23 protein-coding genes and 1 tRNA gene are annotated in these 21943 nt (G+C 63.7%); 19 read left to right on the forward strand and 5 right to left on the reverse strand.

What is annotated here, in order from left to right; genetic code table 11:
- The first annotated feature begins 95 nt into the window (after nt 1–95).
- The gene (locus ON058_RS09735) at nt 96–1175 is read left to right on the forward strand and encodes a beta-propeller fold lactonase family protein (protein ID WP_274668858.1); all 1080 of its coding nucleotides are present in this window, start codon (nt 96–98) and stop codon (nt 1173–1175) included.
- Nucleotides 1176–1255: 80 nt separating this feature from the next.
- On the forward strand, nt 1256–1999 hold the full coding sequence (locus tag ON058_RS09740) for a phosphoglyceromutase (RefSeq protein WP_274668859.1): 744 nt from the start codon (nt 1256–1258) through the stop codon (nt 1997–1999).
- Between the two features lie 91 nt (nt 2000–2090).
- Here ON058_RS09740 and phoU read toward each other — a convergent pair whose 3' ends face one another.
- On the reverse strand, nt 2091–2750 hold the full coding sequence (gene phoU, locus ON058_RS09745) for a phosphate signaling complex protein PhoU (protein ID WP_274668860.1): 660 nt from the start codon (nt 2748–2750) through the stop codon (nt 2091–2093).
- A gap of 143 nt (nt 2751–2893) precedes the next feature.
- Between phoU and ON058_RS09750 the strand changes: the two genes are divergently transcribed.
- The 6 genes from ON058_RS09750 (at nt 2894) to pstB (ending at nt 9015) form a co-directional block, all read left to right on the forward strand.
- Nucleotides 2894–4006, forward strand: coding sequence for a cell wall metabolism sensor histidine kinase WalK (locus tag ON058_RS09750; protein ID WP_274668861.1), 1113 nt, complete (start codon nt 2894–2896; stop codon nt 4004–4006).
- Entirely contained in the window at nt 4003–4698 is a 696-nt protein-coding gene (locus ON058_RS09755; protein WP_274668862.1) for a response regulator transcription factor, read from the forward strand. The genes ON058_RS09750 and ON058_RS09755 overlap by 4 nt, the downstream gene beginning before the upstream one ends.
- Before the next feature lie 325 nt (nt 4699–5023).
- Nucleotides 5024–6160, forward strand: a complete 1137-nt coding sequence (locus tag ON058_RS09760; RefSeq protein ID WP_274668863.1) for a phosphate ABC transporter substrate-binding protein PstS — start codon at nt 5024–5026, stop codon at nt 6158–6160.
- 170 nt (nt 6161–6330) lie between these two features.
- Complete coding sequence (gene pstC / locus ON058_RS09765; RefSeq protein ID WP_274669096.1) at nt 6331–7251, forward strand: phosphate ABC transporter permease subunit PstC; 921 nt, start codon at nt 6331–6333, stop codon at nt 7249–7251.
- Nucleotides 7251–8210 carry a phosphate ABC transporter permease PstA gene (gene pstA, locus ON058_RS09770; protein ID WP_274668864.1) on the forward strand — a complete coding sequence of 320 codons (960 nt, stop codon included), beginning with the start codon at nt 7251–7253 and terminating at the stop codon, nt 8208–8210. Before pstC ends, pstA begins: the two co-directional genes overlap by 1 nt.
- 25 nt (nt 8211–8235) lie before the next feature.
- Complete coding sequence (pstB, locus tag ON058_RS09775; protein WP_274668865.1) at nt 8236–9015, forward strand: phosphate ABC transporter ATP-binding protein PstB; 780 nt, start codon at nt 8236–8238, stop codon at nt 9013–9015.
- 199 nt (nt 9016–9214) lie between these two features.
- Here pstB and ON058_RS09780 read toward each other — a convergent pair whose 3' ends face one another.
- A complete protein-coding gene (locus ON058_RS09780) occupies nt 9215–9685 on the reverse strand; it encodes a hypothetical protein (RefSeq protein WP_274668866.1) in 471 nt (156 codons plus the stop codon).
- A 156-nt stretch (nt 9686–9841) separates the two neighbouring features.
- Between ON058_RS09780 and ON058_RS09785 the strand changes: the two genes are divergently transcribed.
- The 5 genes from ON058_RS09785 (at nt 9842) to rlmB (ending at nt 13933) form a co-directional block, all read left to right on the forward strand.
- Nucleotides 9842–10324 carry a CarD family transcriptional regulator gene (locus ON058_RS09785; RefSeq protein ID WP_274668867.1) on the forward strand — a complete coding sequence of 161 codons (483 nt, stop codon included), beginning with the start codon at nt 9842–9844 and terminating at the stop codon, nt 10322–10324.
- Nucleotides 10321–11004 carry a 2-C-methyl-D-erythritol 4-phosphate cytidylyltransferase gene (locus ON058_RS09790; protein WP_274668868.1) on the forward strand — a complete coding sequence of 228 codons (684 nt, stop codon included), beginning with the start codon at nt 10321–10323 and terminating at the stop codon, nt 11002–11004. The genes ON058_RS09785 and ON058_RS09790 overlap by 4 nt, the downstream gene beginning before the upstream one ends.
- Nucleotides 11001–11480 carry a 2-C-methyl-D-erythritol 2,4-cyclodiphosphate synthase gene (gene ispF / locus ON058_RS09795; RefSeq protein WP_274668869.1) on the forward strand — a complete coding sequence of 160 codons (480 nt, stop codon included), beginning with the start codon at nt 11001–11003 and terminating at the stop codon, nt 11478–11480. Before ON058_RS09790 ends, ispF begins: the two co-directional genes overlap by 4 nt.
- Nucleotides 11481–11489: 9 nt before the next feature.
- A complete protein-coding gene (gene cysS, locus ON058_RS09800) occupies nt 11490–12905 on the forward strand; it encodes a cysteine--tRNA ligase (RefSeq protein WP_274668870.1) in 1416 nt (471 codons plus the stop codon).
- A gap of 74 nt (nt 12906–12979) precedes the next feature.
- A complete protein-coding gene (gene rlmB / locus ON058_RS09805; protein WP_274668871.1) occupies nt 12980–13933 on the forward strand; it encodes a 23S rRNA (guanosine(2251)-2'-O)-methyltransferase RlmB in 954 nt (317 codons plus the stop codon).
- Nucleotides 13934–13944: 11 nt separating this feature from the next.
- Here the strand turns inward: rlmB and ON058_RS09810 are convergent, their stop codons facing one another.
- The gene (locus ON058_RS09810; RefSeq protein ID WP_274668872.1) at nt 13945–15273 is read right to left on the reverse strand and encodes a DUF4032 domain-containing protein; all 1329 of its coding nucleotides are present in this window, start codon (nt 15271–15273) and stop codon (nt 13945–13947) included.
- A 155-nt stretch (nt 15274–15428) separates the two neighbouring features.
- Entirely contained in the window at nt 15429–16574 is a 1146-nt protein-coding gene (locus ON058_RS09815; protein ID WP_274668873.1) for an ABC transporter ATP-binding protein, read from the reverse strand.
- 162 nt (nt 16575–16736) lie between these two features.
- Here ON058_RS09815 and ON058_RS09820 point away from each other — a divergent pair, with 162 nt between their 5' ends.
- The 4 genes from ON058_RS09820 to ON058_RS09835 all read left to right on the forward strand — a co-directional run bounded on the left by ON058_RS09820 (nt 16737) and on the right by ON058_RS09835 (nt 20029).
- Nucleotides 16737–18380, forward strand: a complete 1644-nt coding sequence (locus ON058_RS09820) for a serine/threonine-protein kinase (RefSeq protein ID WP_274668874.1) — start codon at nt 16737–16739, stop codon at nt 18378–18380.
- Nucleotides 18381–18502: 122 nt separating this feature from the next.
- Entirely contained in the window at nt 18503–19033 is a 531-nt protein-coding gene (locus tag ON058_RS09825; RefSeq protein WP_274668875.1) for a MauE/DoxX family redox-associated membrane protein, read from the forward strand.
- A 21-nt stretch (nt 19034–19054) separates the two neighbouring features.
- Entirely contained in the window at nt 19055–19870 is an 816-nt protein-coding gene (locus tag ON058_RS09830; protein WP_274668876.1) for a thioredoxin domain-containing protein, read from the forward strand.
- 86 nt (nt 19871–19956) lie between these two features.
- Nucleotides 19957–20029 (forward strand) — tRNA-Thr (locus ON058_RS09835).
- Between the two features lie 2 nt (nt 20030–20031).
- On the opposite strand, the gene ON058_RS09840 is transcribed toward ON058_RS09835, so the two are convergent.
- Entirely contained in the window at nt 20032–20712 is a 681-nt protein-coding gene (locus ON058_RS09840; protein ID WP_274668877.1) for a uracil-DNA glycosylase, read from the reverse strand.
- A gap of 123 nt (nt 20713–20835) precedes the next feature.
- Between ON058_RS09840 and ON058_RS09845 the strand changes: the two genes are divergently transcribed.
- Nucleotides 20836–21114 (forward strand): DUF3263 domain-containing protein, encoded by a 279-nt coding sequence (locus ON058_RS09845; protein ID WP_274668878.1) that lies wholly within the window; start codon nt 20836–20838, stop codon nt 21112–21114.
- Nucleotides 21115–21124: 10 nt separating this feature from the next.
- A complete protein-coding gene (locus ON058_RS09850; protein ID WP_274668879.1) occupies nt 21125–21760 on the forward strand; it encodes a LytR C-terminal domain-containing protein in 636 nt (211 codons plus the stop codon).
- Nucleotides 21761–21943 lie beyond the last annotated feature (183 nt).

Raw genomic sequence — 21943 nt, forward strand, 5'->3', positions numbered from 1 at the left:
TCGAGTTGATGTGAGTGACGGCTTCGGTCCCTTGGATGGGGCCGGGGCCGTCTTTCGTCGCCGCGGTGAGGCGACGCGACAGGGAAGAGGGAGACATGACTGACAACGTCTGGTGGGGAACGTACCCCGAGGCGGGACTGGGTTCGCCCACGGGTGTCGGAGAAGGTATCTGGCGACAGACGCCTCAGGATGCGGCGCTTGCCTTAGAGCTTCCCGCGCCGTCGTTCATGGTTTTGCATCCCTCGCTTCCGCTGTTGTACGCCGTCAGCGAGGAAGACGAATCCGTCGTCCATGCGGTCGACGTCAGCGAGCCAGCAGCGCCGCGCGTCGTGAGTTCCGTAGCAACACTCGGCGCGGGTGCCTGTCACGTGCTGATAGCAGCCGATGCACGCACGCTCTACGTCAGTCACTACACGTCCGGCACGCTTGCCGTGGTGTCGGTGGGAGAGGACGGGCACTTCACCGACGACTCACCGGCACAGGTTTTCTCTCACCAAGGATCTGGTCCGAACGCAGACCGGCAGGACGCTCCGCATGCCCACTTCGCTGGCTTCGGCCCAGGTGGACACCATGTGCTGGTCGCCGATCTCGGCACCGATGAGTTGCGCCGCTATGCGCTGCGACCGGACGGGCTCCTCGACAACCACGGCGTTGCTGCCCGGCTTCCGGGCGGTTCAGGTCCTCGCCACTTCGTGGTGAACGGTGACCTCATCTATGTGGCGTGCGAACTGACCGGCACCCTCGTCACCCTGCGATGGGACGCCCACGCCGGCGAAGCAGAGGCCATCGACATTCAGGACGTGACCACCGCGCCGCCTCGGACCGCAGACCAGAACTACCCGTCCCACCTGATCCTTCACGACTCGCTCCTCTTGACCGGGGTCAGGGGCGCTGACGTCATCTCGGTTCACGACCTGTCCCCAGAAGGGCACTTGAACTACCGCACGGCGTTCGACGCCGGCCACTGGCCGAGGCACTTCGCCATCAACGGTGACACGCTGCACGTGGGCGCGGAGCGCGGCCACGAAGTCCGCGCCTACGCTCTTGCGGATGTTGAGGCCCTCGATCCCGAACAGGAAGTCGGCCAGGTCGTCACGCTCGCGCATGCTGCAGCCGCTCTCCCCAGCCCCGCCTTCGCCATCGGTCACCGCGGCTCAGGCACGTTCCGCGCGTAACTGACCCCAGCATCGGCCCGCCACACGGGAGGCACCAAGGTCCCACTGACCACGGTAGGGAACGGCGCTAGGCTAAATCCATGACCTACACACTGATCCTGCTTCGCCACGGCGAAAGCGAGTGGAACGCAAAGAACCTGTTCACCGGCTGGGTGGACGTCGAACTCAACGAAAAGGGCTGGGGCGAAGCCAAGCGCGGCGGCGAGCTGCTCAAGGCTGAAGGTGTCCTGCCTGACGTTGTTCACACGTCGCTGCTGCGTCGCGCCATCATGACCGCGAACCTGGCGCTGGACGCCGCCGACCGTCACTGGATCCCCGTCAAGCGTGACTGGCGCCTCAACGAGCGTCACTACGGAGACCTCCAGGGCAAGAACAAGGCCGAAACCCTCGAACAGTTCGGCGAAGAGCAGTTCATGACCTGGCGCCGTTCCTACGACGTGCCGCCGCCCGTGATCTCGGAAGACAACAAGTTCGGCCAGGCCGGCGACCCCCGCTACGCGGGCGAGCCCGTGCCGCAGACCGAATGCCTCAAGGACGTGCTTGAGCGTGCGCTGCCCTACTGGGAAGGCGAGATCGTTCCGGACCTCAAGGCCGGCAAGACCGTGCTGGTCGCCGCACACGGCAACTCGCTGCGTGCCATCATCAAGCACCTCGACGGCATCGCCGATGACGACATCGTGGGCGTCAACGTTCCTACCGGCATCCCGCTGGTGTACGAACTCGACGAGGAAACCCTCAAGCCCGTCACGGCTGGTGGAACCTACCTCGACGCAGATGCCGCGGCCGCTGCCATTCAGGCAGTCGCCAACCAGGGCAAGAAGTAACGTTTCGCGGCACTAGCCGCAACGAATGAAGGCCCCCAGCCACAGTGGCTGGGGGCCTTCATGCATGCCAGGCGAGCGCCGGGCATCTGCGTTAGAAGTGCGAACGCGATCCGGTGTGGTCGCCCGTCACCAAGTACACAATCTGGCGGGACACGGAGACCGCGTGGTCACCGAAGCGCTCAAAGAACCGCGCCATCAGCGCGATGTCCAACGTCTCCTGAACGGAACCGGTGTAGCCGCTCTCCAGCAGCGTCTTGTACGACGCCGAGTGCAACTGGTCCAGTTCGTCATCGTCGGAAACGATGCCGGCCGCGACGTTCAGGTCACGGTCCTCCAGCAGAGTCACCACTTCACCGGCCGCGCGCTTGGCGGCTTCCGTCATACCCGTGATGATCTCGAGGTGGCCCTCGGGGATCGCGGATTCCGGGTAGGCGCGGCGTGCGCTTTCGGCGATGTGCTGAGCAAGGTCTCCCATGCGCTCAAGCGACGCGGAGATGCGCAGCGACGAGATGATGGTGCGCAGGTCAAGACCCACGGGCTGCTGCTGAGCGATCAGCAGCACACAACGCTCGTCTACGGTGGCTTCCAGCTCGTCGAGCTTGGCGTCGTCAGCAATCACCTTCTGGGCAAGGTCTACGTTTTGTGTGAGCAGGGCCTCGGAAGCGCGCGTAATTGCGGACTCCACGTGGCGGCTCATCTGGATGAGGTCGTCGGCCAGTTCCGACATCTCTGCGGTGAACAGCGTGCGCATGACTCTCCTTCAGTGTCGCGTCGCACCCTAGTCTGTCACTCCCCGTTGCTGGGGACGATGCGAAGCGACAGACACGCGGTAAACATCCGGTGACGTGAGGGAAACTTTCGGTGAACTCCCTGAGCCGTCGATACTGTGGCCATATGACCCCCGAGATGTGGCTTGCCGTTGCTGCTGGTTTCGTGCTTGGCGCTGCTGTGGTGGGACTGGGCTTCTTGCGCCGCGAAAAGGCGGTGGCTCAGGCCGGCACGCTGATTCCACACCGCACCAGGGAAGTGCTGTCTGCATTGCAGTCGGGCACGGTCATTGTGCGCCGGGACCGTCGGTCTGCATTCTCGAACCCCACGGCTGCGGCCTTGGGAGTTGCGCGTCCGGACGGCGCGCTACACCCCGGCGTTGCCGATCTCGCGGAGGCCGCGTGGGCGGCAGACGCACCCGTCGAGGACGAGGTTGTGGTGAGCCGTGGCGTGCTGGGAGTGTCGTCGATTGTTCACGTGCGCGTCACCCCGTTGCGACACGACCTGGCCCTGGCCATCGCCAACGACAACACCGAGCAGCGTGCCGCCGAACAGACGCGCCGCGAGTTCGCCATCAACGTGTCCCACGAACTGAAGACCCCGGTCGGGGCGCTGTCGTTGCTGGCGGAGACCATCGAGGACAACGCGGACGACACCGAGATGGTCCGGGACTTCGCCAAGAAGATCCGCAAGGAAACCCGCCGCCTCACCAAGTTGATCCACGAGATCATCCAGATTTCCCGTATCCAAGGTGGCGAGTCCGTCCTGGAGTTCGAGGAAGTTCCGCTCGCAGAAGTCATCGAGGAAGTGGTCGAGGGCGCGCATGTCACGGCAGAAGCACGCGGCCTTGAGGTGGGTGCCGACGTGTCCGCACGCCCCACGATCATGGGCGACCGCGACCTTCTCGTGATGGCGTTGCGGAACTTGGTCGAAAACGCCATCAACTACTCGGAGCCTGGCGCACACGTCACCGTCTCCCTCGCAGCCGAGGACGATGTCGCGGTCGTGAAGGTGATCGACGCTGGCATCGGCATTGCGTCAGAAGACCAGGAGCGAATCTTTGAGCGCTTCTACCGCGCCGACCCCGCTCGTTCTCGCGAGACCGGTGGTACCGGTCTCGGCTTGTCCATTGTGAAGCACGTCGTACTCCAGCACTCCGGAGTTGTTGATGTGTGGTCCAAGCCCACTGTGGGTTCTACCTTTACCGTCCGTCTCACCATCCACCGGGAGGAACAGTGACCGAGGCGCGCATCCTTGTCGTCGAAGACGAGGAGTCGTATCGTGATTCCCTGAAGTACCTGCTACGTCGCGAAGGATTTGAAGTCCTTCTCGCAGAGAATGGCCAGCAGGGAGTTGACGCCTTTGTGCGCGATGGCGCCGATGTGGTGTTGCTCGATCTTATGTTGCCGCGCATGTCAGGTACTGAGGTGTTCCGCGAGATCCGCGAGCGTTCCAACGTCCCCATCATCATGGTGACGGCCAAAGACGATCAGGTCGACAAGATCATTGGCCTCGAGCTGGGTGCGGATGACTATGTGACGAAGCCGTACAGCGCGCGTGAACTTGTGGCACGCATTCGCGCGGTGTTGCGCCGTCAGGGAGCTGGATCCACGGATATCCCGGACGAGCCCGAACGGCTCACCGTCGCGGGTCTCACGATGGACCCGGAGCGCCTGTCGGTCACACGTGGCGATGAGGTGCAGAACCTGCCGCCCAAAGAGTTCGCGTTGTTGTACTTGTTGGCGCAGAACCACGGACGTGTGCTGCCACGTCAGGTCATTATCGACCGGGTGTGGGGTGCCGATTACTTTGGCGACACCAAGACGCTCGATGTCCACATCAAGCGCTTGCGCGGCCGGATCGAAGCTGATCCGTCTGTCCCCGTGCTGATTCAGACGGTTCGTGGAGTGGGCTACACCTTCGAGGGCTAGCCCGCCGCCCCCTTTCCGCCGCCTCTTTCTCCGTCAAATGGCTCCATTTGGTGGTTTTAGTTGACTAAGACCACCGTTTCTTTCCACTAGGGACGATGCTGGCATAGGTCAGCGATGGGTGCGTGGGGTGGCAGAGGGCTACCGGACCCCACCCGGGCCGCTCCCAGTGGCGCCCACCTCCCAAGCGTGTTTACCTAACGTTCATCGGAACTTCAGTTTTACCCCTAGGTCCCGTTACCTGCCGTCCCTACGTTGGTTGATGTCCGGCACAAGGCCGGAAGTTCCCTAAGACTTCAAACAAGTGAGGACCACCACTGTGAAGATCATGACCCGCACCGGAGCCGTCGCATCGGCCGCTGCGCTCACCTTCGCTCTCGCCGCTTGCTCGCCTTCGAACGAGCAGCCCACCGAGTCCGCAGAGTCCACCTCGACCGCCACCGCTGGCACTGAGGAGACCTCCACTGTCACCATCGCCGGCAACCTTCAGGGTGCCGGTGCTTCGTCGCAGGAGTCCGCGATGGACGCCTGGCGCGCAGAGTTCCAGAACGCCAACGCTGAGGTCACGGTGGGCTACGACCCCGTCGGCTCCGGTGGCGGCATCGAGCAGTTCCTGTCGGGTGCTGTTCCCTTCGCCGGCTCGGACGGTCTCCTTGACGCCTCCGAGTACGAGCAGGCCGTGCAGCAGTGCGACGGTGACGGTGGCGCTTACCACCTCCCCATGTACATCTCGCCTGTTGCAGTGATCTTCAACATCGACGGCGTTGACTCGCTCAACCTTGACGCTGCCACCATTGCAGGCATCTTCGATGGCACCGTGACCACTTGGGATGACGAGGCCATCGCTTCGCAGAACGAGGGCGTCGAGCTGCCTTCCTCCACCATCACCGTGGTGCACCGTTCGGACTCGTCCGGTACGTCGGAGAACTTCACCGACTACCTTGAGCAGGCATCGGACGGCGCATGGCCGTACGAGGCTTCCAAGGAGTTCCCCGAGACCTCCGCACAGCGCGTGGGTGCTGACGGCACCTCGGCTGTTGTCGACAACGTGACCACCACTGCGAACTCGATTGGCTACGCCGACGCTTCGCGTGCCGGTTCGCTGGGTACCGTCGCCATCAAGGTCGGCGACGAGTACGTGCCGTTCTCGCCTGAGGCAGCCGCGAACATCGTTTCTGCTTCGCCGCTGTCGGCAGAGGCCAACGGTGAGAACGACCTCGCATACGAGATCGACCGCACCACGACCGACTCCTCGGCCTACCCGCTGACCCTCGTGAGCTACCACATCGTCTGCTCGCAGTACGACGACGAGACCGAGCGCACGCTGGTCACCGAGTTCGAGAAGTTCGTTGCTTCGGAAGCTGGCCAGCAGGCATCGGCCACTGCCGCAGGCTCCGCCCCGCTGACCGCTGAACTGTCCGCCCAGATCACCGCGATCTTGGACGGCATTGCAGCGAACGCCTAAGCACTAGGCCCCCATGGTGGTGGGCTCACCCGTTAGGGTGAGTCCACCACTTCCATTCCAGTGATCACACAATTGAGGGAGACCTACACGTGACCACGAGCCCGTCGTCCACTGGCGTTGAGCCAGCGGAAAGCGACTACGGTACGCATCCTGGCGCAGCGGCCAACCGGATCTTTAAGGGACTGTCCACCGGTGCCGGTGCGCTGATTCTTGTGACGTTGGCAGCCGTTGCGACGTTCCTTTTGGTGGAGGCATGGCCTGCCTTCACGATGTCGTCTGCGGAACTTGGTGAAACGGTCTCCTTCATCAAGCCTGACAATGGTCAGTCGCTGATGCAGATCATCGGCTACCTGGTGTACGGCACCTTGGTGATGTCTGCGATCGCGCTGATCATTGCTACCCCGGTGTCGATCGGGATTGCGTTGTTCATTTCGCATTACGCGCCCCGACGGCTCGCGCAGACGCTCGGCTACCTGATTGACCTGCTCGCTGCGGTGCCGTCCGTGGTGTACGGCTTGTGGGGCGTCGCGATTTTGGTGCCGTTCCTTGAACCGTTCTTCCAGTTCCTTGCGGACTACCTAGGCTTCATTCCGATCTTTGCGCCGCCGGAGTCTGGTGAGATCTTCACTGGCCGAGTGGCGATGGCTGCCGGCATTGTGTTGGCCATCATGATCCTGCCGATCATCACCGCCGTGTCCCGTGAGGTCTTCCTGCAGACCCCCACCCTTCACGAAGAAGCGGCGCTCGCGATGGGCGCCACGCGGTGGGAAATGATCAAGATGGCCGTGTTCCCGTTTGGCCGTTCCGGAATGGTCGGAGCGACGATGCTGGGGTTGGGTCGTGCGCTCGGCGAGACGATGGCGGTGCTGATGATCATCAGTCCCGGACTGACGTTCTCGCCCAACATTTTGCAACCGAATCAGCACAACACGGTCGCTGGTTACATTGCGCTGCAGTTCCCAGAAGCGAACTCGATGGGTGTGAACTCCCTGATCGCGATGGGTCTGGCGCTGTTTGTCATCACCTTGCTCGTCAACATGCTTGCGCGTTGGATTGTGTCGCGCCGTAGCGAATTCTCGGGAGCGAACTAATGGCTACGACCGTAGAGAGCCCCTTGGGCCAAATCTCGCGATCACGCCGCGTCAAGAACCGCGTGATGACCATCACGATGTATGCGGCATTCGTGCTCGCTGTCATTCCGTTGGTGTGGCTGCTGGCAACGGTGGTCATCAAGGGTATGGACCGCTTCTTTGTGTCCGATGCTGCGGGGGCCGATGCCGGCTTCAACTTGGAGTTCTTGAACCAGACCATGCGTGGTGTCTTCGGTTCGGAGGCACCGTACGGCGGTATCGCTCACGCTGTCACGGGTTCGTTGATGATGACGCTCGCTGCGACCGTGATCTCGGTGCCGGTGGGCTTGTTGACTGCCATCTACTTGGTCGAATACGGCAAGGGCAAGCTGCAGAAGGGCATCCGCTTCTTCGTTGACGTGATGACGGGAATCCCGTCCATCGTCGCCGGTTTGTTCGCATACTCGTTGTTCGCCATCACCGTGGGGCCCGGCACCAAGCTCGGCATCGTGGGTGCGATTGCGTTGTCTGTGTTGATGATTCCGGTCGTGGTGCGTTCCAGCGAGGAGATGCTGCAGCTGGTTCCGAACGAGTTGCGCGAAGCGTCGTATGCGCTGGGTGTGCCCAAGTGGCTGACAGTCATCAAGGTGGTGCTGCGTACCTCGATCGCGGGTATCACCACGGGCGTCACGCTCGCGATTGCGCGTGTCATCGGTGAGACAGCGCCGCTGCTGGTGGCAGTAGGTGTGTCCGACTCACTCAACTGGAACCTGTTTGAGGGGCGCATGATGTCGCTCCCGGTGTACATCATCTCCGAGTACGAAAAGGGCCTCCTGCCGTGTGACACCGCCACGTGTGTCGCGGAGATCGCTCAGTATCGCGCCTGGGGCGCCGCACTCGTCCTCATTCTCATCGTCATGGGCCTGAACCTCATCGCCCGCCTCATCGCCAAGTACTTCTCCCCGAAGAGCGGCCGCTAAGGGCCGAGCAAGATCGGAGCATTCTGTGTCTAAGCGCATCGACATCAACAACCTGAACGTCTACTACGGCCAGTTCCTGGCGGTCGAAGACGTGTCACTGTCGATCGAACCCAAGTCCGTCACCGCCTTCATCGGCCCGTCGGGATGTGGCAAGTCCACGTTCCTGCGGACCCTGAACCGTATGCACGAGGTCATTCCCGGCGCCCGCGTCGAGGGTGAAGTGCTCATGGACGGCGTCGACCTGTACGGCAAGGACGTGGACCCGGTGACGGTGCGCCGTCACGTCGGTATGGTCTTCCAGCGTCCCAACCCGTTCCCGACCATGTCGATCGCGGAGAACGTGCTCGCTGGCTTCCGCCTCAACAATAAGCGTGTCTCCCGTTCCGAGGCCGATGAGCTCGTTGAGACCTCGCTGCGTGGCGCGAACCTGTGGGATGAGGTCAAGGACCGTCTGGACAAGCCTGGCTCGTCACTGTCTGGTGGTCAGCAGCAGCGTCTGTGCATCGCGCGTGCCATTGCCATCAAGCCGGACGTGTTGTTGATGGATGAGCCTTGCTCGGCTCTGGACCCGATCTCTACGCTCGCGATCGAGGACCTGATCGCTGAGTTGAAGGACCAGTACACGATCGTGATCGTGACCCACAACATGCAGCAGGCCGCGCGTGTGTCTGACCGTACCGCGTTCTTCAACATCGCTGGCACGGGCAAGCCCGGCAAGCTGATCGAGATGAATGACACCAAGGTCATGTTCGCTACGCCGTCGGAGAAGGCCACCGAGGACTACATCTCGGGCCGCTTCGGGTAAAACTTCCTTCTCTGGAAGACGGGCGTCGCGACCTCACCGGTCGCGACGCCCTTTTGCTGTCTCCAGCATCGTCCTACACGCGCTTTCTCCGCGCCTACCCCGTCAGGGGGCTCCTAGTGGAACAAAATCGCTGTTATCGCCGGCTAAAACAGGCAAATGGAGCCATTTGACGCGGATGGGGCGGCGAGCGGGGAGGTGGTTAGCCGATCGAGTCGACGAGCTCCTGGTACTCGGGCAGCGTGCCATCGAGGATCGGAACGTCCTTGGAGTAGCTCTGGCCGCCCATGACGTCGAAGGTGGCGGTGGCGAGCAGGCCCGGCTGCGCTGTTGCAGTACCCGAGACCTCGGTGTCGCCGTCTTCGGGGCTGAGCTTGATGGTCTCGCCAGCGGCAACGGACAACTGTGTGGTGGTGGCGTTGTCGAAGGTGACCACGAGGTCGATGTCTTCGTCGCCACTGTTCACGAGGGTGCCGATCATCGTGGCGGGGCTGTCGACAGCCTCCGCAATCACGATCAGGTTCAGTGCCTCAACATCTCCCGCGATGACCTGCGTGCCGTCTGAGGCCGCGTAGTTCTCGTGGGTAGTGATGGGGTTGACGTAGGAGCATCCGGCGAGTGCGGCGGCTGCCAGAGCGGTCGTCGCAATGGCGGCGGGGACGGTGTGCTTCACTGCGTGGGCCTTTCACGGGGACGGGGACGAAAATAAGGATACTGGTCGCGCGTGAATGCCGGGAACGGCGCGTCGTTCCCAGCCCCGGATGAATGCCCCTGTTAATGCAACGGGCCCGGTGGTAGAATCGTTCCGACACGAAGGGGCTCATTTCACATGAACTTTGCCGTCGGCGAGACCGTCGTCTACCCGCACCACGGTGCGGCTGAAATCCAGGACATCAAGAAGCGCGTCATCAAGGGCGAGGAGAAGACGTACCTCAAGCTCAAGGTGGCGCAGGGTGACCTCACTATTGAGGTGCCTGCGGAGAACGTTGACCTGGTCGGCGTCCGTGACGTGGTTGACAAGGAAGGCCTGGAGAAGGTTTTCGATGTCCTGCGTGAGCCCTACGTAGAGGAGCCGACCAACTGGTCGCGCCGCTACAAGGCCAATGTCGAGAAGCTTGCTTCGGGTGACGTGATTCGCGTTGCCGAAGTGGTGCGCGACCTTTCGCGCCGCGACACCGACAAGGGCCTGTCCGCTGGCGAGAAGCGCATGTTGCACAAGGCTCGTCAGATTCTCGTGAGCGAGCTTGCGCTTGCCGAGAAGTGCGACGAAGAGACCGCTGAGGCCCGCTTGGACCAGGTTCTCGCCTCGTGACTGTTGCGGCGGTCATCACGGCCGCCGGTTCCGGATCTCGGCTTGGTGCTGAGGTGCCCAAAGCGCTCGTCCCTATTCAGGGGCGGGCGCTTGTCGTATGGGCGACGGACACGGTCCGGCAGGTGGCCGATGCCATCGTCGTGACAGCTCCCGCCTCCCACCTTGATGAGTTCCGTGCGGCTTTGCCTGACGTCACAGTGGTGGCCGGCGGCAGCACCCGTCAAGACTCAGTGGCGAGGGGGCTTGCGGCGTTGCCGGAGGGGTCCAGCATCGTGCTCATTCATGATGCGGCCCGCGCCTTCCAACCCGCGAGCGTGATGCAGACCGCGATCGACGCCGTGCGGGCAGGTGCAGACGGGGCTGTTCCCGTGGTTCCGGTGGTGGACACGTTGGTGGAAGTTGGTGCGGACAACCCGGCCACGGCATCGGCCCCTGAACTGGGCGCCACCGTGGATCGTGAGGGTTTGCGTGCGGTGCAGACGCCGCAGGTGTTGACGGTGGAGGCGGCGTTGGCGGCACATTCGAGTGGCGTGACAGGGGCCACGGACGACGCCCAGTTGGCGAAGGCTGCGGGCTTCACCGTGGTGGAGGTGCCTGGTGATGAGCGGGGTTTCAAAGTGACGCGGCCACTGGACGTGGCACTTGCTGTGCATGTCGCAGGCTTGATGGAGGATGCATGATTCCGCGGACTGGTATTGGCGTGGATGTTCACGGCTTTGGCGGTGACGGGGTGCTGGCCATCGCGGGTCTCACCTGGCCAGGGGAGACGCCGCTGAGCGGTCACTCGGACGGCGATGTGGCGGCACATGCCGCGTGTGACGCGTTGCTGAGCGCGACAGCCCTGGGTGACTTGGGGTCCAACTTCGGTACGGACCGGCCCGAATGGGCGGGAGCCGCGGGTACCGCACTGCTTGCCGAAACCGCGAAGCGTGTGCGCGTCGCAGGGTTTGAGATTGGCAATGTCGCGATTCAGGTGATCGGCAATCGGCCAAAGTTGTCGCCTCGCAGGGCAGAGGCGGAGGCCGTACTGAGTGAGGCCATCGGCGCCCCGGTGACTGTCAGCGCCACGACGACCGATGGTTTGGGTTTGACGGGTCGTGGTGAGGGTGTGGCTGCGATCGCGACCGCGCTGGTTGTTCCTGCACAGTCCCGGTAGCCTGGCTGCGTGACTTTGCGCCTTTTTGATACCGCCACCCGCACCGAGCGTGACTTTGTGCCGCTCGAGCCTGGGAAGGTGGGCATCTACCTGTGTGGACCGACCGTTCAGAGTTCGCCGCACGTGGGGCATCTGCGCAGCGCAGTCGCGTTTGATGTGTTGCAGCGTTGGCTGGAACGCAACGGCACCACGGTCACGATGGTGCGCAACGTCACGGACATTGATGACAAGACGCTCGCAAAGGCGGCCGATGCTGGCACGCCATGGTGGGCGTGGGCGCTGAAGCATGAGCGTGAGTTTCAGGCGGCGTACGCTGCGGTGGGGGTGTTGCCACCGGCGGCAGAGCCGCGTGCGACGGGCCACATCCCGGAGATCCTTGCGCTCGTGGAGCGTCTGATTGAGCTGGGCCACGCGTATGAGCAGGACGGCTCGGTGTACTTCGATGTGCGTTCGTATGCGGATTACGGCTCGTTGACGCGTCAGGCGCTTGAGGATTTGACGCCTGCGCCGGACGCTCCTTCGGATGACAAGCGGGATCCGCGTGACTTCGCGTTGTGGAAGGCCCGCAAGGCTGGTGAGCCGGAGACGGCTGCGTGGGACTCGCCATGGGGTCCGGGACGGCCTGGTTGGCACATTGAGTGCTCGGCGATGGCGCGGCGCTTCTTGGGTGACGCGTTCGACATTCACGGTGGCGGTCTGGACTTGCGTTTCCCGCATCATGAGAACGAGCAGGCGCAGTCTCGCGGCGCCGGCTACGACTTTGCGAACGTGTGGATGCATTCCGCGTGGGTGACGCAGTCGGGCGCGAAGATGTCGAAGTCATTGGGCAATGGCTTGTTGGTGTCGGAGGTGTTGTCGCGTTACCCCGCGGCGGCGCTGCGGTTGGCGTTGGCGCAGGTGCATTACCGATCCATGCTGGAGTATTCCGAGCAGACGATGGAGGACGCGACTGCCACGTGGGCGCGTCTGTCGGGCTTTGTTCAGCGGGCTTCTGATCGTGTGGGCGCGGTGACGGCCGATGCCGTGGCGAGCGCCGTTCTCCCTGAGCCTTTCGTCGAGGCGATGGATGATGACTTGTCTGTGCCGCGTGCGTTGGCTCACGTTCATGAGACGGTCCGTGCCGGTAATGCGGCGTTGACGTCGGGGGACGAGGCCGCGGTGTCGGAGGCGCTGGTGACGGTGCGCGCAATGCTGGACGTGTTGGGTCTTGACCCGGCTTCTGAGTGCTGGGCAACGTCGGATAACGGTGCCTCGGTTGCTATGACGGCGTTGGACTCACTGGTGCAGGCCGACATTGCCGCTCGTGCGGCTGCGCGTGAGGCCAAGGACTGGGCCACGGCGGACGAGATCCGTGACCGTTTGGGTGCTGCGGGCATTGTGATTGAGGATGGTGCTGACGGCGCACGCTGGTCGCTGCAGGACTAGTCTCGGTCGGCTGATCGGTGGCGCGGGGCGCCGCAGATGAGCCTGTCACGCCATGCGGCGACTACCCTTGTCTCATGGCTGGAAACTCGAAGCGCCGCGGCGCCACTCGCAACGCGGGTTCTAAGAAGGGCGCAACCGTCGGTACTGGCGGTCACGGACGCAAGGCGCTTGAGGGCAAGGGCCCTACCCCTCGGGCAGAGGACCGCCCCAACCACAAGGCGTATAAGGCTAAGAAGCGCGCAGAGGCTGAGGCCGCGAAGCGTCCGCAGGTGAGGCGCGCCGGTCCGCGGGACAAGACGTCCACGTCCCATGAGCTGGTGGTAGGACGTAACAGTGTGGTCGAGGCGTTGCGGTCGCACATGCCGGCGTTGGCGCTGTTCGTGTACAACCGCATCGATGCTGATGACCGGGTGACGGAGATCGTGTCACTGGCCGTGGAGCATGGCATCGAGGTGCGTGAGGTTCCCAGGACCACTTTGGACACGCTCGCTGGAGGTAGCCCTCACCAGGGTGTGGCGTTGGAGGTTCCGCCGTACGAGTATGCGGAGCCTGAGGACTTGTTGGAGGCGGACGGCCGTCAGTTGATCGTCGCCCTGGACGGCATTCAGGATCCGCGCAACTTGGGTGCGATCATGCGTTCCGCTGCTGCCTTTGGCGCTACCGGTGTGCTGGTGCCCGAGCGGCGTGCTGCAGGTGTGACCGTGGCGGCGTGGAAGGTGTCCGCGGGTGCTGCGGCACGTCTTCCTGTGGCACGGGCCACCAACCTGACCCGCGCGCTCGAGGCATACAAGAAGGCCGGGCTGTTCGTGATCGGTTTGGACGCGCACGGCGAGGTCGACCTTCACCAGTCGGAACTGTTGGATGGCCCGCTCGTGATCGTGGCCGGCGCGGAGGGTGCGGGCTTGTCGCGTCTGGTGCGGGAGACGTGCGATCAGATTGTGTCGATTCCCATTGGTGGCGAAACGGAGTCCCTGAACGCGTCGGTCGCCGCGTCAATCGCTTTGTATGAGGCGTCCCAGCGCGGCTAGAACGCAGCGCACTACCGCTTCTCCGTGCTGGTGCCGGTGTCGATGGTTCCTGTGGTGATGCGCGGGGACGAGCGGGGTAACTGCCAGGCCTGAATGGCTCGAGTTTCTGTCCCCGTTTCGGCGTCACCTTCAGCGCCGATGGCTTGGCCCAAAACTGCCTGCTCGTCGGGTCGGTTGGGCAGGACGTTTTTGACGTAGGACGCGACTGCTTCGGGCATCGTCACATCGGAGCGCTTCTCTGCCAGGAACCACCGGTGGTCCAGGACCTCGTGGAACACCTGGGCCGGTTCCAACTTGCGACGGAACTCTCGTGGCACCGCGCGCACGGTGGGTTCGAAGACTCGTGCAAGCCATTCGTGTGCGACGAAAGACTCGTCTTCATCGGGGCTGAAGACGGCACGGAACTCGTCGAGGTCGTTGAGCAGGCGCCGTGCCTGGTTTTCTTGCACGTCCAATCCGGTGAGGCGCAGGAGCCTGCGGGAGTGGTGCCCGGCATCCACGACCTTGGGGCGGATGGATAGCTCGCGCCCGTCGCCGGTCTGGGTCATGTCGAGTTCGGCGACATCGAAGCCTAGTTCGTTGAGCGCCTTCACACGTTCGGCAACGTGGTACCGAATGTTGTCTTTGAACGTTTCCTTGCCGGTGAGCGTGGACCACAGCTCCTTGTAGCGCTCTTCGATGCGGTCGCCCAGTTCGAGCGGATCCACCGCGTCGTCGAGTTCCTCGGCGGCCTGGAGGTCGAACATTTCACCGATGATGTTGGTGCGTGCAAGGTCGATGTCGTACGCACGCTGCCCGGGGGTGAGATGCGTGTGGAGGTCTCCCGTCTCAGCATCGACGAGGTAGGCGGAGAATGCTTCTGCATCGCGCCGGAAGAGGGCGTTCGAGAGGGAGACGTCGCCCCAGTAGAAGCCCAGCAGGTGCAGGCGTACCAGGAGTACTGCGAGCGCATCGGTGAGCCGGTCCAGGGTGTCGGAGCGCAGAGCTTGGCTGAAGAGCGCGCGGTACGGCAGGGAGAACTGCAAGTGCTCGGTGACGAGTGCGGCAGCGAGTTCATTGCCATCGGCGTCGACACGGCCGTCGACGACGGCGAACGGGGTGACGCAGGGCGCGCCCATGCGGCCCAGCTCCTTCAGCATGTCGAACTCGCGGTGCGCGATCGGCCCGACCGTTTCTTTCACTGCGAGGACTCTGCCGTTGAACCGCACGAACCGGACAACGTGACGAGAGATTCCGCGGGGCAGTGCTGCGAGAGTGTCGTCCGGCCAGGTTTCGAGCGGAGTCGACCAGGGCAGGTCCAACAGTTCAGGGTTCACCGCGCCGGTGATGTTGAGCGCCATGTGTCCATCGTAGGCGGGCAAGGTCCCGTGTTCCTGCCGTGATGGGGGACCAGGTGGAAGCCTTGCGTTGGCGGGGAAAACACTGAAGGGGCGGCCCGTGTGGACCGCCCCTTCAGTGGTGTCTGCTTCAGGCGTCGCGCCTGGTGCAGGGATGCTTACTTGGCAGTGTGGACTGCGCCCGACAGACGGTCGCCCGATGCCGACGAGAAAACGTGCTGCTCGCCCTCGCGGATCTTGACCCACACAGCGTCGCCCTTGGCGGGGACGTCACGGGGGTCGATACGGACGATGACTTCGGAGTCACCGGCGTCGAAGTGGATCTCGCCAGCGCCGGGAGCGCCGGAGGGGATCGAGCCGTAGACGAAGGCGTCCGAACCGAGTTCCTCGACGACGTCGACGGTGATGGGGAAGGCGCCTTCGGTGTTGGGCGACACGCGGTCGAGCGACTCGGGGCGGAAGCCCAGCACGACCTTGTTGTGGTCTTCGGCCTTGAGGCCTGCGACAGCCTCACGGTTCAGTGCGACCTGGCCGTTACCGATCTGGGCGAAGCCACCGTTGACCGAGTAGGTGCCGATGTTCATGGCGGGCGAGCCGATGAAGCCTGCAACGAAGACGTTCGCGGGGGCGTCGTACATGTCGCGGGGGGTGCCGACCTGCTGGAGCAGACCGTCCTTGAGGACTGCGATGCGGTCACCCATGGTCAGTGCCTCGACCTGGTCGTGGGTCACGTAGACGGTGGTGGTGCCCAGGCGGCGCTGCAGTGCAGCGATCTGGGTACGGGTCTGGACGCGGAGCTTGGCGTCGAGGTTCGACAGCGGCTCGTCCATGAGGAACACCTGCGGCTGGCGCACGATGGCACGACCCATGGCGACACGCTGACGCTGACCACCGGACAGAGCCTTGGGCTTGCGGTCCAGGTACTCGGTCAGGTCAAGGATCTTCGCGGCAGCTTCAACGCGCTGGCGGATTTCTGCCTTGTCGACCTTGGCGATCTTCAGGGCGAAGCCCATGTTGTCGGCCACAGTCATGTGGGGGTAGAGCGCGTAGGACTGGAACACCATGGCGATGTCGCGGTCCTTGGGCTGCACGTGAGTGACGTCGCGGTCGCCAACCCAGATGGATCCGGCGTCGATGTCCTCGAGGCCTGCGAGCATGCGCAGCGAGGTCGACTTACCGCAACCGGAGGGGCCGACGAGGACGAGGAACTCGCCGTCAGCAATGTCGAGCTCGAGAGCGTCGACAGCCGGGCGCTCGGTGCCCGGGTAAATACGCGAAGCCTTGTCAAAAGTAACGGTGGCCATGAAAGGTCCCTTCACTGGCAGGTACGTGCCAGACGATCCGTGGTGAAGAGTGCCGGTGTGGTGTCCACAATGACACTAACTCCAGCAGGTGTTGCTGAAGTTGGACATATCTTCTCACATGGTTTGCCCTCATCCAACCGGCCTGGCTGTAGCGTGATAGCCATGGCAGGAGTGGCGCGCGACGTTGGTGAACAGATCGGCGGCTACACCATTGTTGATCACTTGGGCAGGGGCGGCTCCGGGGCGGTCTACAAGGTGGTGGACGACGGGGGTGGCGAGGCTGCGCTGAAGTTGGTGGACGCGAAGGCGGACGATGTTGCCGCTGAGCGTTTGGCGCGCGAGGTGCGGGCCTTGCAGTCGATGGATCACCCCGCGGTTCCGGCCATTTTGGATGCCGAACTCGACGGGGACGAGACCTTCGTGGTCTTTGAGTACATCCCGGGGGTGAGCTTGTGGGACTACGTTCAGGACAATGGCCCGCTGGCGGGGAAGGCGTTGGCGGACTTCGCTGACCGGACGTCGTCGGCGTTGGAGGCCGTGCATGCCACAGGTGCGATCCACCGTGACGTGACGCCGTCGAACATCATGATGGGGCCTGAGGGTCCGGTGTTGATCGACTTTGGTTTGGCGCATCGGGAAACCGATAGTCGTCTCACGCGGGACGGGCTGGTGTCGGGGACGGCAGGCTATGTCGCGCCTGAGGTGATCGACGGTGAGGAGCCCGGGGCACTCGCGGATCGCTGGTCGTGGGCAGCCACGGTCGCGTATGCGATGACGGGCAAGGCCCCGTTTGGCTCGGGCACCGGTGCGATTTCGCGCACGCTTGAGGCGCAGGTGGAGCTGCCGGACGTTCCGGGAGCCGATGCGGTCAAGGCTGCGTTGGGGCGCGACATTGCGGCGCGCCCAGGGCCGCGCGATGTGGTGGCGGCGTTGCGCGGAGCCACGGTGGTGTTGCCGGTGCCGGACGAGATTCCGGCGACGGCGGTCGCTGCGGTTGCCCCGACTGCGGTGATGGGGTCCGGCCCTCGCAGCCCAGAGACCTTCGACGCGGCGGCCTTTGGCTCCACGGAGTCGGGAGAGGGAGCCGATGCGACGGAGATGCTTGACTCCCGTGTGGGGGCTGACGATGACCCGGACTTCGACGGCGACGTCGTGGGCGATGAGGGGGCGGTTGGCGACGAGGATGAGGCACCCACTACGGATGAGCTTCTTCCCCCGGCGCCGCGTCGCAAGGTGATGATCGCCGCCTTGGCAGCGGCTACTGCATCGACTGCGGCTCTCGCGCCGTTTGTGGCGTTCCTGGTGATGGCGCTGGCCGCAATCTTGGCGCGTGCCATCCAACGACGGGCACTTGCCATCGCGGTTTCCCGTGCCAAGCGCGGACCGCGACGCGGCGACGCGGCCCTCCAGACCATTGGCCTGCCGTGGCACGTGTTGAGGGCAGCCGGTGAAGCCTTGCCTGCGATCATCCTCGCGGGTGTGGTGGGCGTAGGTGTCGGCACGCTGGGCTGGTGGCTCGTGACCAGTCAGGACCTGGCCGGAGCGAGCGTTGAAGCCACGACTTGGGGTCAAGCCGCCGCGCTCTTCGCTGGAGGCGTGGCGGCAGCGATCGCTATGTGGTGGGGTCCGTGGGCAGAACTCACTCGTGAAGGTGCGCATCGGCTGGCTTCCATGGTGGCACCGTCGCGGGGCCCAGTGACGGCATGGGTGGTCGTGTCGCTCGTGGGACTCGCTGTCGTCGTGCTGTCCGTCTACCTGCTGGCACCACCACTGTGGTGGCCACTGCCGCGCGCCCCCGGAGCCTAAAAACAGCATCGGCCCTGGTGAAGTGGCCACCCGCAGGGAACAATGGTGTGACCCTGTACGTTGGGGCCACGACAGCGGTTCCGTGACGGAACCGCTTCGCAATGGGTGAGGGAGTCAGATCAATGACGTTCGCGGACCGCTTCCGTGTGGCGCAGCCATGGCTGTCGCTGCTGGTGCGACTGGGCATGGCAGGCATCCTGATTGCCGCCGCGATCCCCAAGATGCAAGACATCCCGCAATCGATCATTGCGGTGCGCGCTTACCGACTGCTTCCCGAAGCGGTCGTGCCCCTCGTGGGCACCATGCTGCCGTTTGTGGAACTTGCGCTCGCGGCGTGGCTACTGCTGGGCCTGTACACGCGGTGGGCTGCCGGCGCCTGGCTGGTGTTCATGGCCGCCTTCACCTTTGGCGTGATCTGGGCGTGGGCCAACGGTCTTTCCATTGACTGTGGCTGCTTTGGTGGCGGCGGCGAAGTGGAAGAAGGCACCGCGACGTACGGCGCTCACCTCCTTGAACGCGCAGCATTCATTGCGCTCGGCTTGTTCCTGGTGATCTGGCCGCGCTCGAAGTTCTCTCTAGACTCCTGGGTGGCACCCGCGCCGTCCGCAGAAGAAGCAGACGAACTCACCGAGTCCGTCGATACGCACGAATGACCCTGAGGTAAGGAAAGCCCCATGGCAAAGAAGAATCAGCAGTCCAGCAACAGCAAGGCCGCTGCCGCTCGCGCACAGGCGCAGGCGCAGGTGCGGGCGCAGGAACGTAAGACCGGAGTCATCATCGCCGCCGTGGTCGGCGTCGTGGTGCTGGTTCTCGCGGGCCTGGTGATGTTCATCGTGAACTCGGGCAAGGTTCCCGGCCTCGATGAGTCTGGCGCTGTGCTGCCCGCAGGTTCGGATGAGACCGGCGGCATCGCTGTCGGTACCGCTGGAGTGGTGGGCGAGGACGTCCCTGACGACGTCACGCGAGTGGACGTCTACCTCGACTTTATGTGCCCCATCTGTCACCAGTTTGAGCAGACCAACGGTGAAGACCTGAGCGAACTGCGCGAGTCCGGCGAGATTGCCCTGTACTACCACCCCATCTCCATCCTTGACCGTTACTCCTTGGGCACGCAGTACTCGACGCGTAGCGCGAACGCGGCGGCGACGGTTGCGGACCGCGCGCCCGAGTCCTTCCTTGACTTCGTCGAGGCCCTCTACCTGAACCAGCCCGCTGAGAACACTGAAGGGTTGACCGACGAGCAGATCGAGCAGATCGCGATCGACGCAGGTGTCCCCGAGGGCGTTGCCGCTCAGTTCGAAGACGGCGACTTCAACAAGTGGGTGATTGCGGCAAGCGACCGTTCCTCGCAGGACGGACTGTCCGGCACCCCGTCGATCCACATCGCCGAAGCTGGCCAGACCTTCGACGAAGGCGCCATGGTTCCGCAGACCGAGGTGCCGTTCATGCAGGCAGGCGTTCTGCGCGCGCACCTGGAGAGCCTGTCGTAAGGGTTTCCACCCGTGAGGGATACCGGCTTCGTGCCCTTGAGGCTACGGAGCCGGTATCCTCGTGGAGCGGCGTTTGCGCGTCGCATGCTGGCATGGCGCAATTGGTAGCGCACCCGACTTGTAATCGGGCGGTTGCGGGTTCAAGTCCCGCTGCCAGCTCTCTACAGCAGTCCTGACCCCCACCGAATGGGTGGCGCGCCCTGCGCTTGGAGTGCGGCGTTGACACGCGAGAACGGCTGCGAACCGAAGAACCCCCGGTGTGCGCTCAGCGGACTGGGATGGGCGCTCGCCACCACAGGGATGTCGCCGAGCAGCGGTGCGAGAGACTGCGCATCGTTCCCCCACAAGACTGCGACGAGCGGTCCGCTCCGTTTCCCCAACGCCGCAATCGTGGCTTCCGTGACCTGTTCCCAGCCGATGCCGCGATGGCTTCCCGCTTGTCCTTTCCCCGCCCGCACGGTGAGGACACGGTTGAGCAGCAGGACTCCCTGCTCCGCCCAGTGGCTGAGGTCGCCGTCGTGCAGGAACTCACCGGTGTCGTCGTGAAGTTCACGCGCGATATTGCGCAGGGATGGCGGGAGCCGATGTCCGGGTGCAACGGAGAAACTCAGTCCCACGGCGTCGCCCGGGGTGGGGTAGGGGTCTTGACCCACGATGAGGACGCGCACCTCAGCGAGAGGCGTGGTGTAGGCGCGCATGACGGTGGAGGGCTCCGGAAGCCAGGCGCGTCCCGCTTGGGCTTCCTGCTCGAGGTGTGCACTGATGCCAGCAAACGTGGGTGCCAACGGTTCCAAGATGGGGCGCCAGTCGGAAGCGATGGACTGGTCCCACACGAACGTCATGCGTGCCACCCTAGCCTCGCCCGCGCATGTTTTCCCCAGCCTGGGGACCCGTCGGAGCGGGAGAATGACACCTGTGTATCTCACCGATTACGCTGGGGGCCACATTCACGGGCGGAGGCTGACATGACGGGTGCTGACGGCACGCAGTCCATGCTGTCCGCCCAAGACAAGGCGGTCCTTGCGATGGAAGGCCGATGGTGGTCGTCAGCAAGTGCCAAAGAAGACGCAATTCGTGACGAGTTGTCGATGTCAGCCACTCACTACTACCAAGTGCTGGGGGCGCTACTCGAATCGCCTGCGGCACTCGAACACGCCCCGATGGTAGTGACGAGACTCCAACGTTTGCGCGACTCGCGTAGGCGTGGGTCGGCACGTGCATGGACCTCAACGAGTGCAGGTTAGGGTGTGACGCGTGGCAAAGGATGCACCAGTGTTTGAACCTGACGAGTTCGACCATCTTGCTCAGAGCTCTGGGCCGGTTGGCGTCCACCGTGCGCCCCGGCCATGGTGGTCGAAGGTGCTTCCTCCCCTGATCGCGTTCGTGATCGCGGGCCTTGTGGCCTACGGAATCGCGATGATCCTGTGGAACTTGGGCCAGGGCGGTGACGATGAAGCGGAGCCTTCAGTCACGGTGACGGCTTCTGCAGATCCTTCAGCCGAGCCCACGACGTCGCCGTCGTCTGATCCTTCGACCTCGCCTTCTGACGAGCCCTCGAGTTCTCCCACCCCGACTCCCACGGAGTCTCCGGAACCGGAGCCTGTCATCGAATACGGTGCGCAGGTCCACGTCCGCAATGGTGCCGGGATCCAGGGCCTTGCGGGTGAACAGCAAGCCGAGCTTGAAGCGGTTGGGTACACCAACCTTGCTGCGAACAACATCTCTTCGTCGCTGATCCCGAACGGTGTGAACACCGTTGTCTACGGGGACGATGCCTTGGCTGACACAGCTCAGGACATCGCCGACACCTTGGGTATCGACGCTGTCCAGGGCGGCGGAACGCCAGGTGGCGCTGAGATTGAGGTTCTGCTGGAATCCAACCCTGGGTGATCCCGAAGTCTGACGCAGGGGCTCTGCTTGTGCGCCCTGGGTGAACAGACGGTGGCAGTGGTTTGCACTCGGCAGGGGAGAGTGCCAGAATCGCTTTAGCACTCCCTACCCGAGAGTGCTAAGAGAATTCGGCTTCGCAGTCGAGATGCCTCTCCTCGTCGTGACGTGAACGGCGCGGATGGC

It is taken from the genome of Demequina sp. B12 (assembly GCF_028823635.1).
Classification (GTDB): domain Bacteria; phylum Actinomycetota; class Actinomycetes; order Actinomycetales; family Demequinaceae; genus Demequina.

Excerpts from the sequence above, each read along its gene's own strand:
- ON058_RS09735 (WP_274668858.1), top strand. The coding sequence starts at position 96 with ATGACTGACAACGTCTGGTGGGGAACGTACCCCGAGGCGGGACTGGGT.
- ON058_RS09740 (WP_274668859.1), top strand. The coding sequence starts at position 1,256 with ATGACCTACACACTGATCCTGCTTCGCCACGGCGAAAGCGAGTGGAAC.
- phoU (WP_274668860.1), bottom strand. The coding sequence starts at position 2,750 with ATGCGCACGCTGTTCACCGCAGAGATGTCGGAACTGGCCGACGACCTC.
- ON058_RS09750 (WP_274668861.1), top strand. The coding sequence starts at position 2,894 with ATGACCCCCGAGATGTGGCTTGCCGTTGCTGCTGGTTTCGTGCTTGGC.
- ON058_RS09760 (WP_274668863.1), top strand. The coding sequence starts at position 5,024 with ATGACCCGCACCGGAGCCGTCGCATCGGCCGCTGCGCTCACCTTCGCT.
- pstA (WP_274668864.1), top strand. The coding sequence starts at position 7,251 with ATGGCTACGACCGTAGAGAGCCCCTTGGGCCAAATCTCGCGATCACGC.
- ON058_RS09785 (WP_274668867.1), top strand. The coding sequence starts at position 9,842 with ATGAACTTTGCCGTCGGCGAGACCGTCGTCTACCCGCACCACGGTGCG.
- ispF (WP_274668869.1), top strand. The coding sequence starts at position 11,001 with ATGATTCCGCGGACTGGTATTGGCGTGGATGTTCACGGCTTTGGCGGT.
- rlmB (WP_274668871.1), top strand. The coding sequence starts at position 12,980 with ATGGCTGGAAACTCGAAGCGCCGCGGCGCCACTCGCAACGCGGGTTCT.
- ON058_RS09810 (WP_274668872.1), bottom strand. The coding sequence starts at position 15,273 with ATGGCGCTCAACATCACCGGCGCGGTGAACCCTGAACTGTTGGACCTG.
- ON058_RS09815 (WP_274668873.1), bottom strand. The coding sequence starts at position 16,574 with ATGGCCACCGTTACTTTTGACAAGGCTTCGCGTATTTACCCGGGCACC.
- ON058_RS09820 (WP_274668874.1), top strand. The coding sequence starts at position 16,737 with ATGGCAGGAGTGGCGCGCGACGTTGGTGAACAGATCGGCGGCTACACC.
- ON058_RS09825 (WP_274668875.1), top strand. The coding sequence starts at position 18,503 with ATGACGTTCGCGGACCGCTTCCGTGTGGCGCAGCCATGGCTGTCGCTG.
- ON058_RS09830 (WP_274668876.1), top strand. The coding sequence starts at position 19,055 with ATGGCAAAGAAGAATCAGCAGTCCAGCAACAGCAAGGCCGCTGCCGCT.
- ON058_RS09840 (WP_274668877.1), bottom strand. The coding sequence starts at position 20,712 with ATGACGTTCGTGTGGGACCAGTCCATCGCTTCCGACTGGCGCCCCATC.
- ON058_RS09845 (WP_274668878.1), top strand. The coding sequence starts at position 20,836 with ATGACGGGTGCTGACGGCACGCAGTCCATGCTGTCCGCCCAAGACAAG.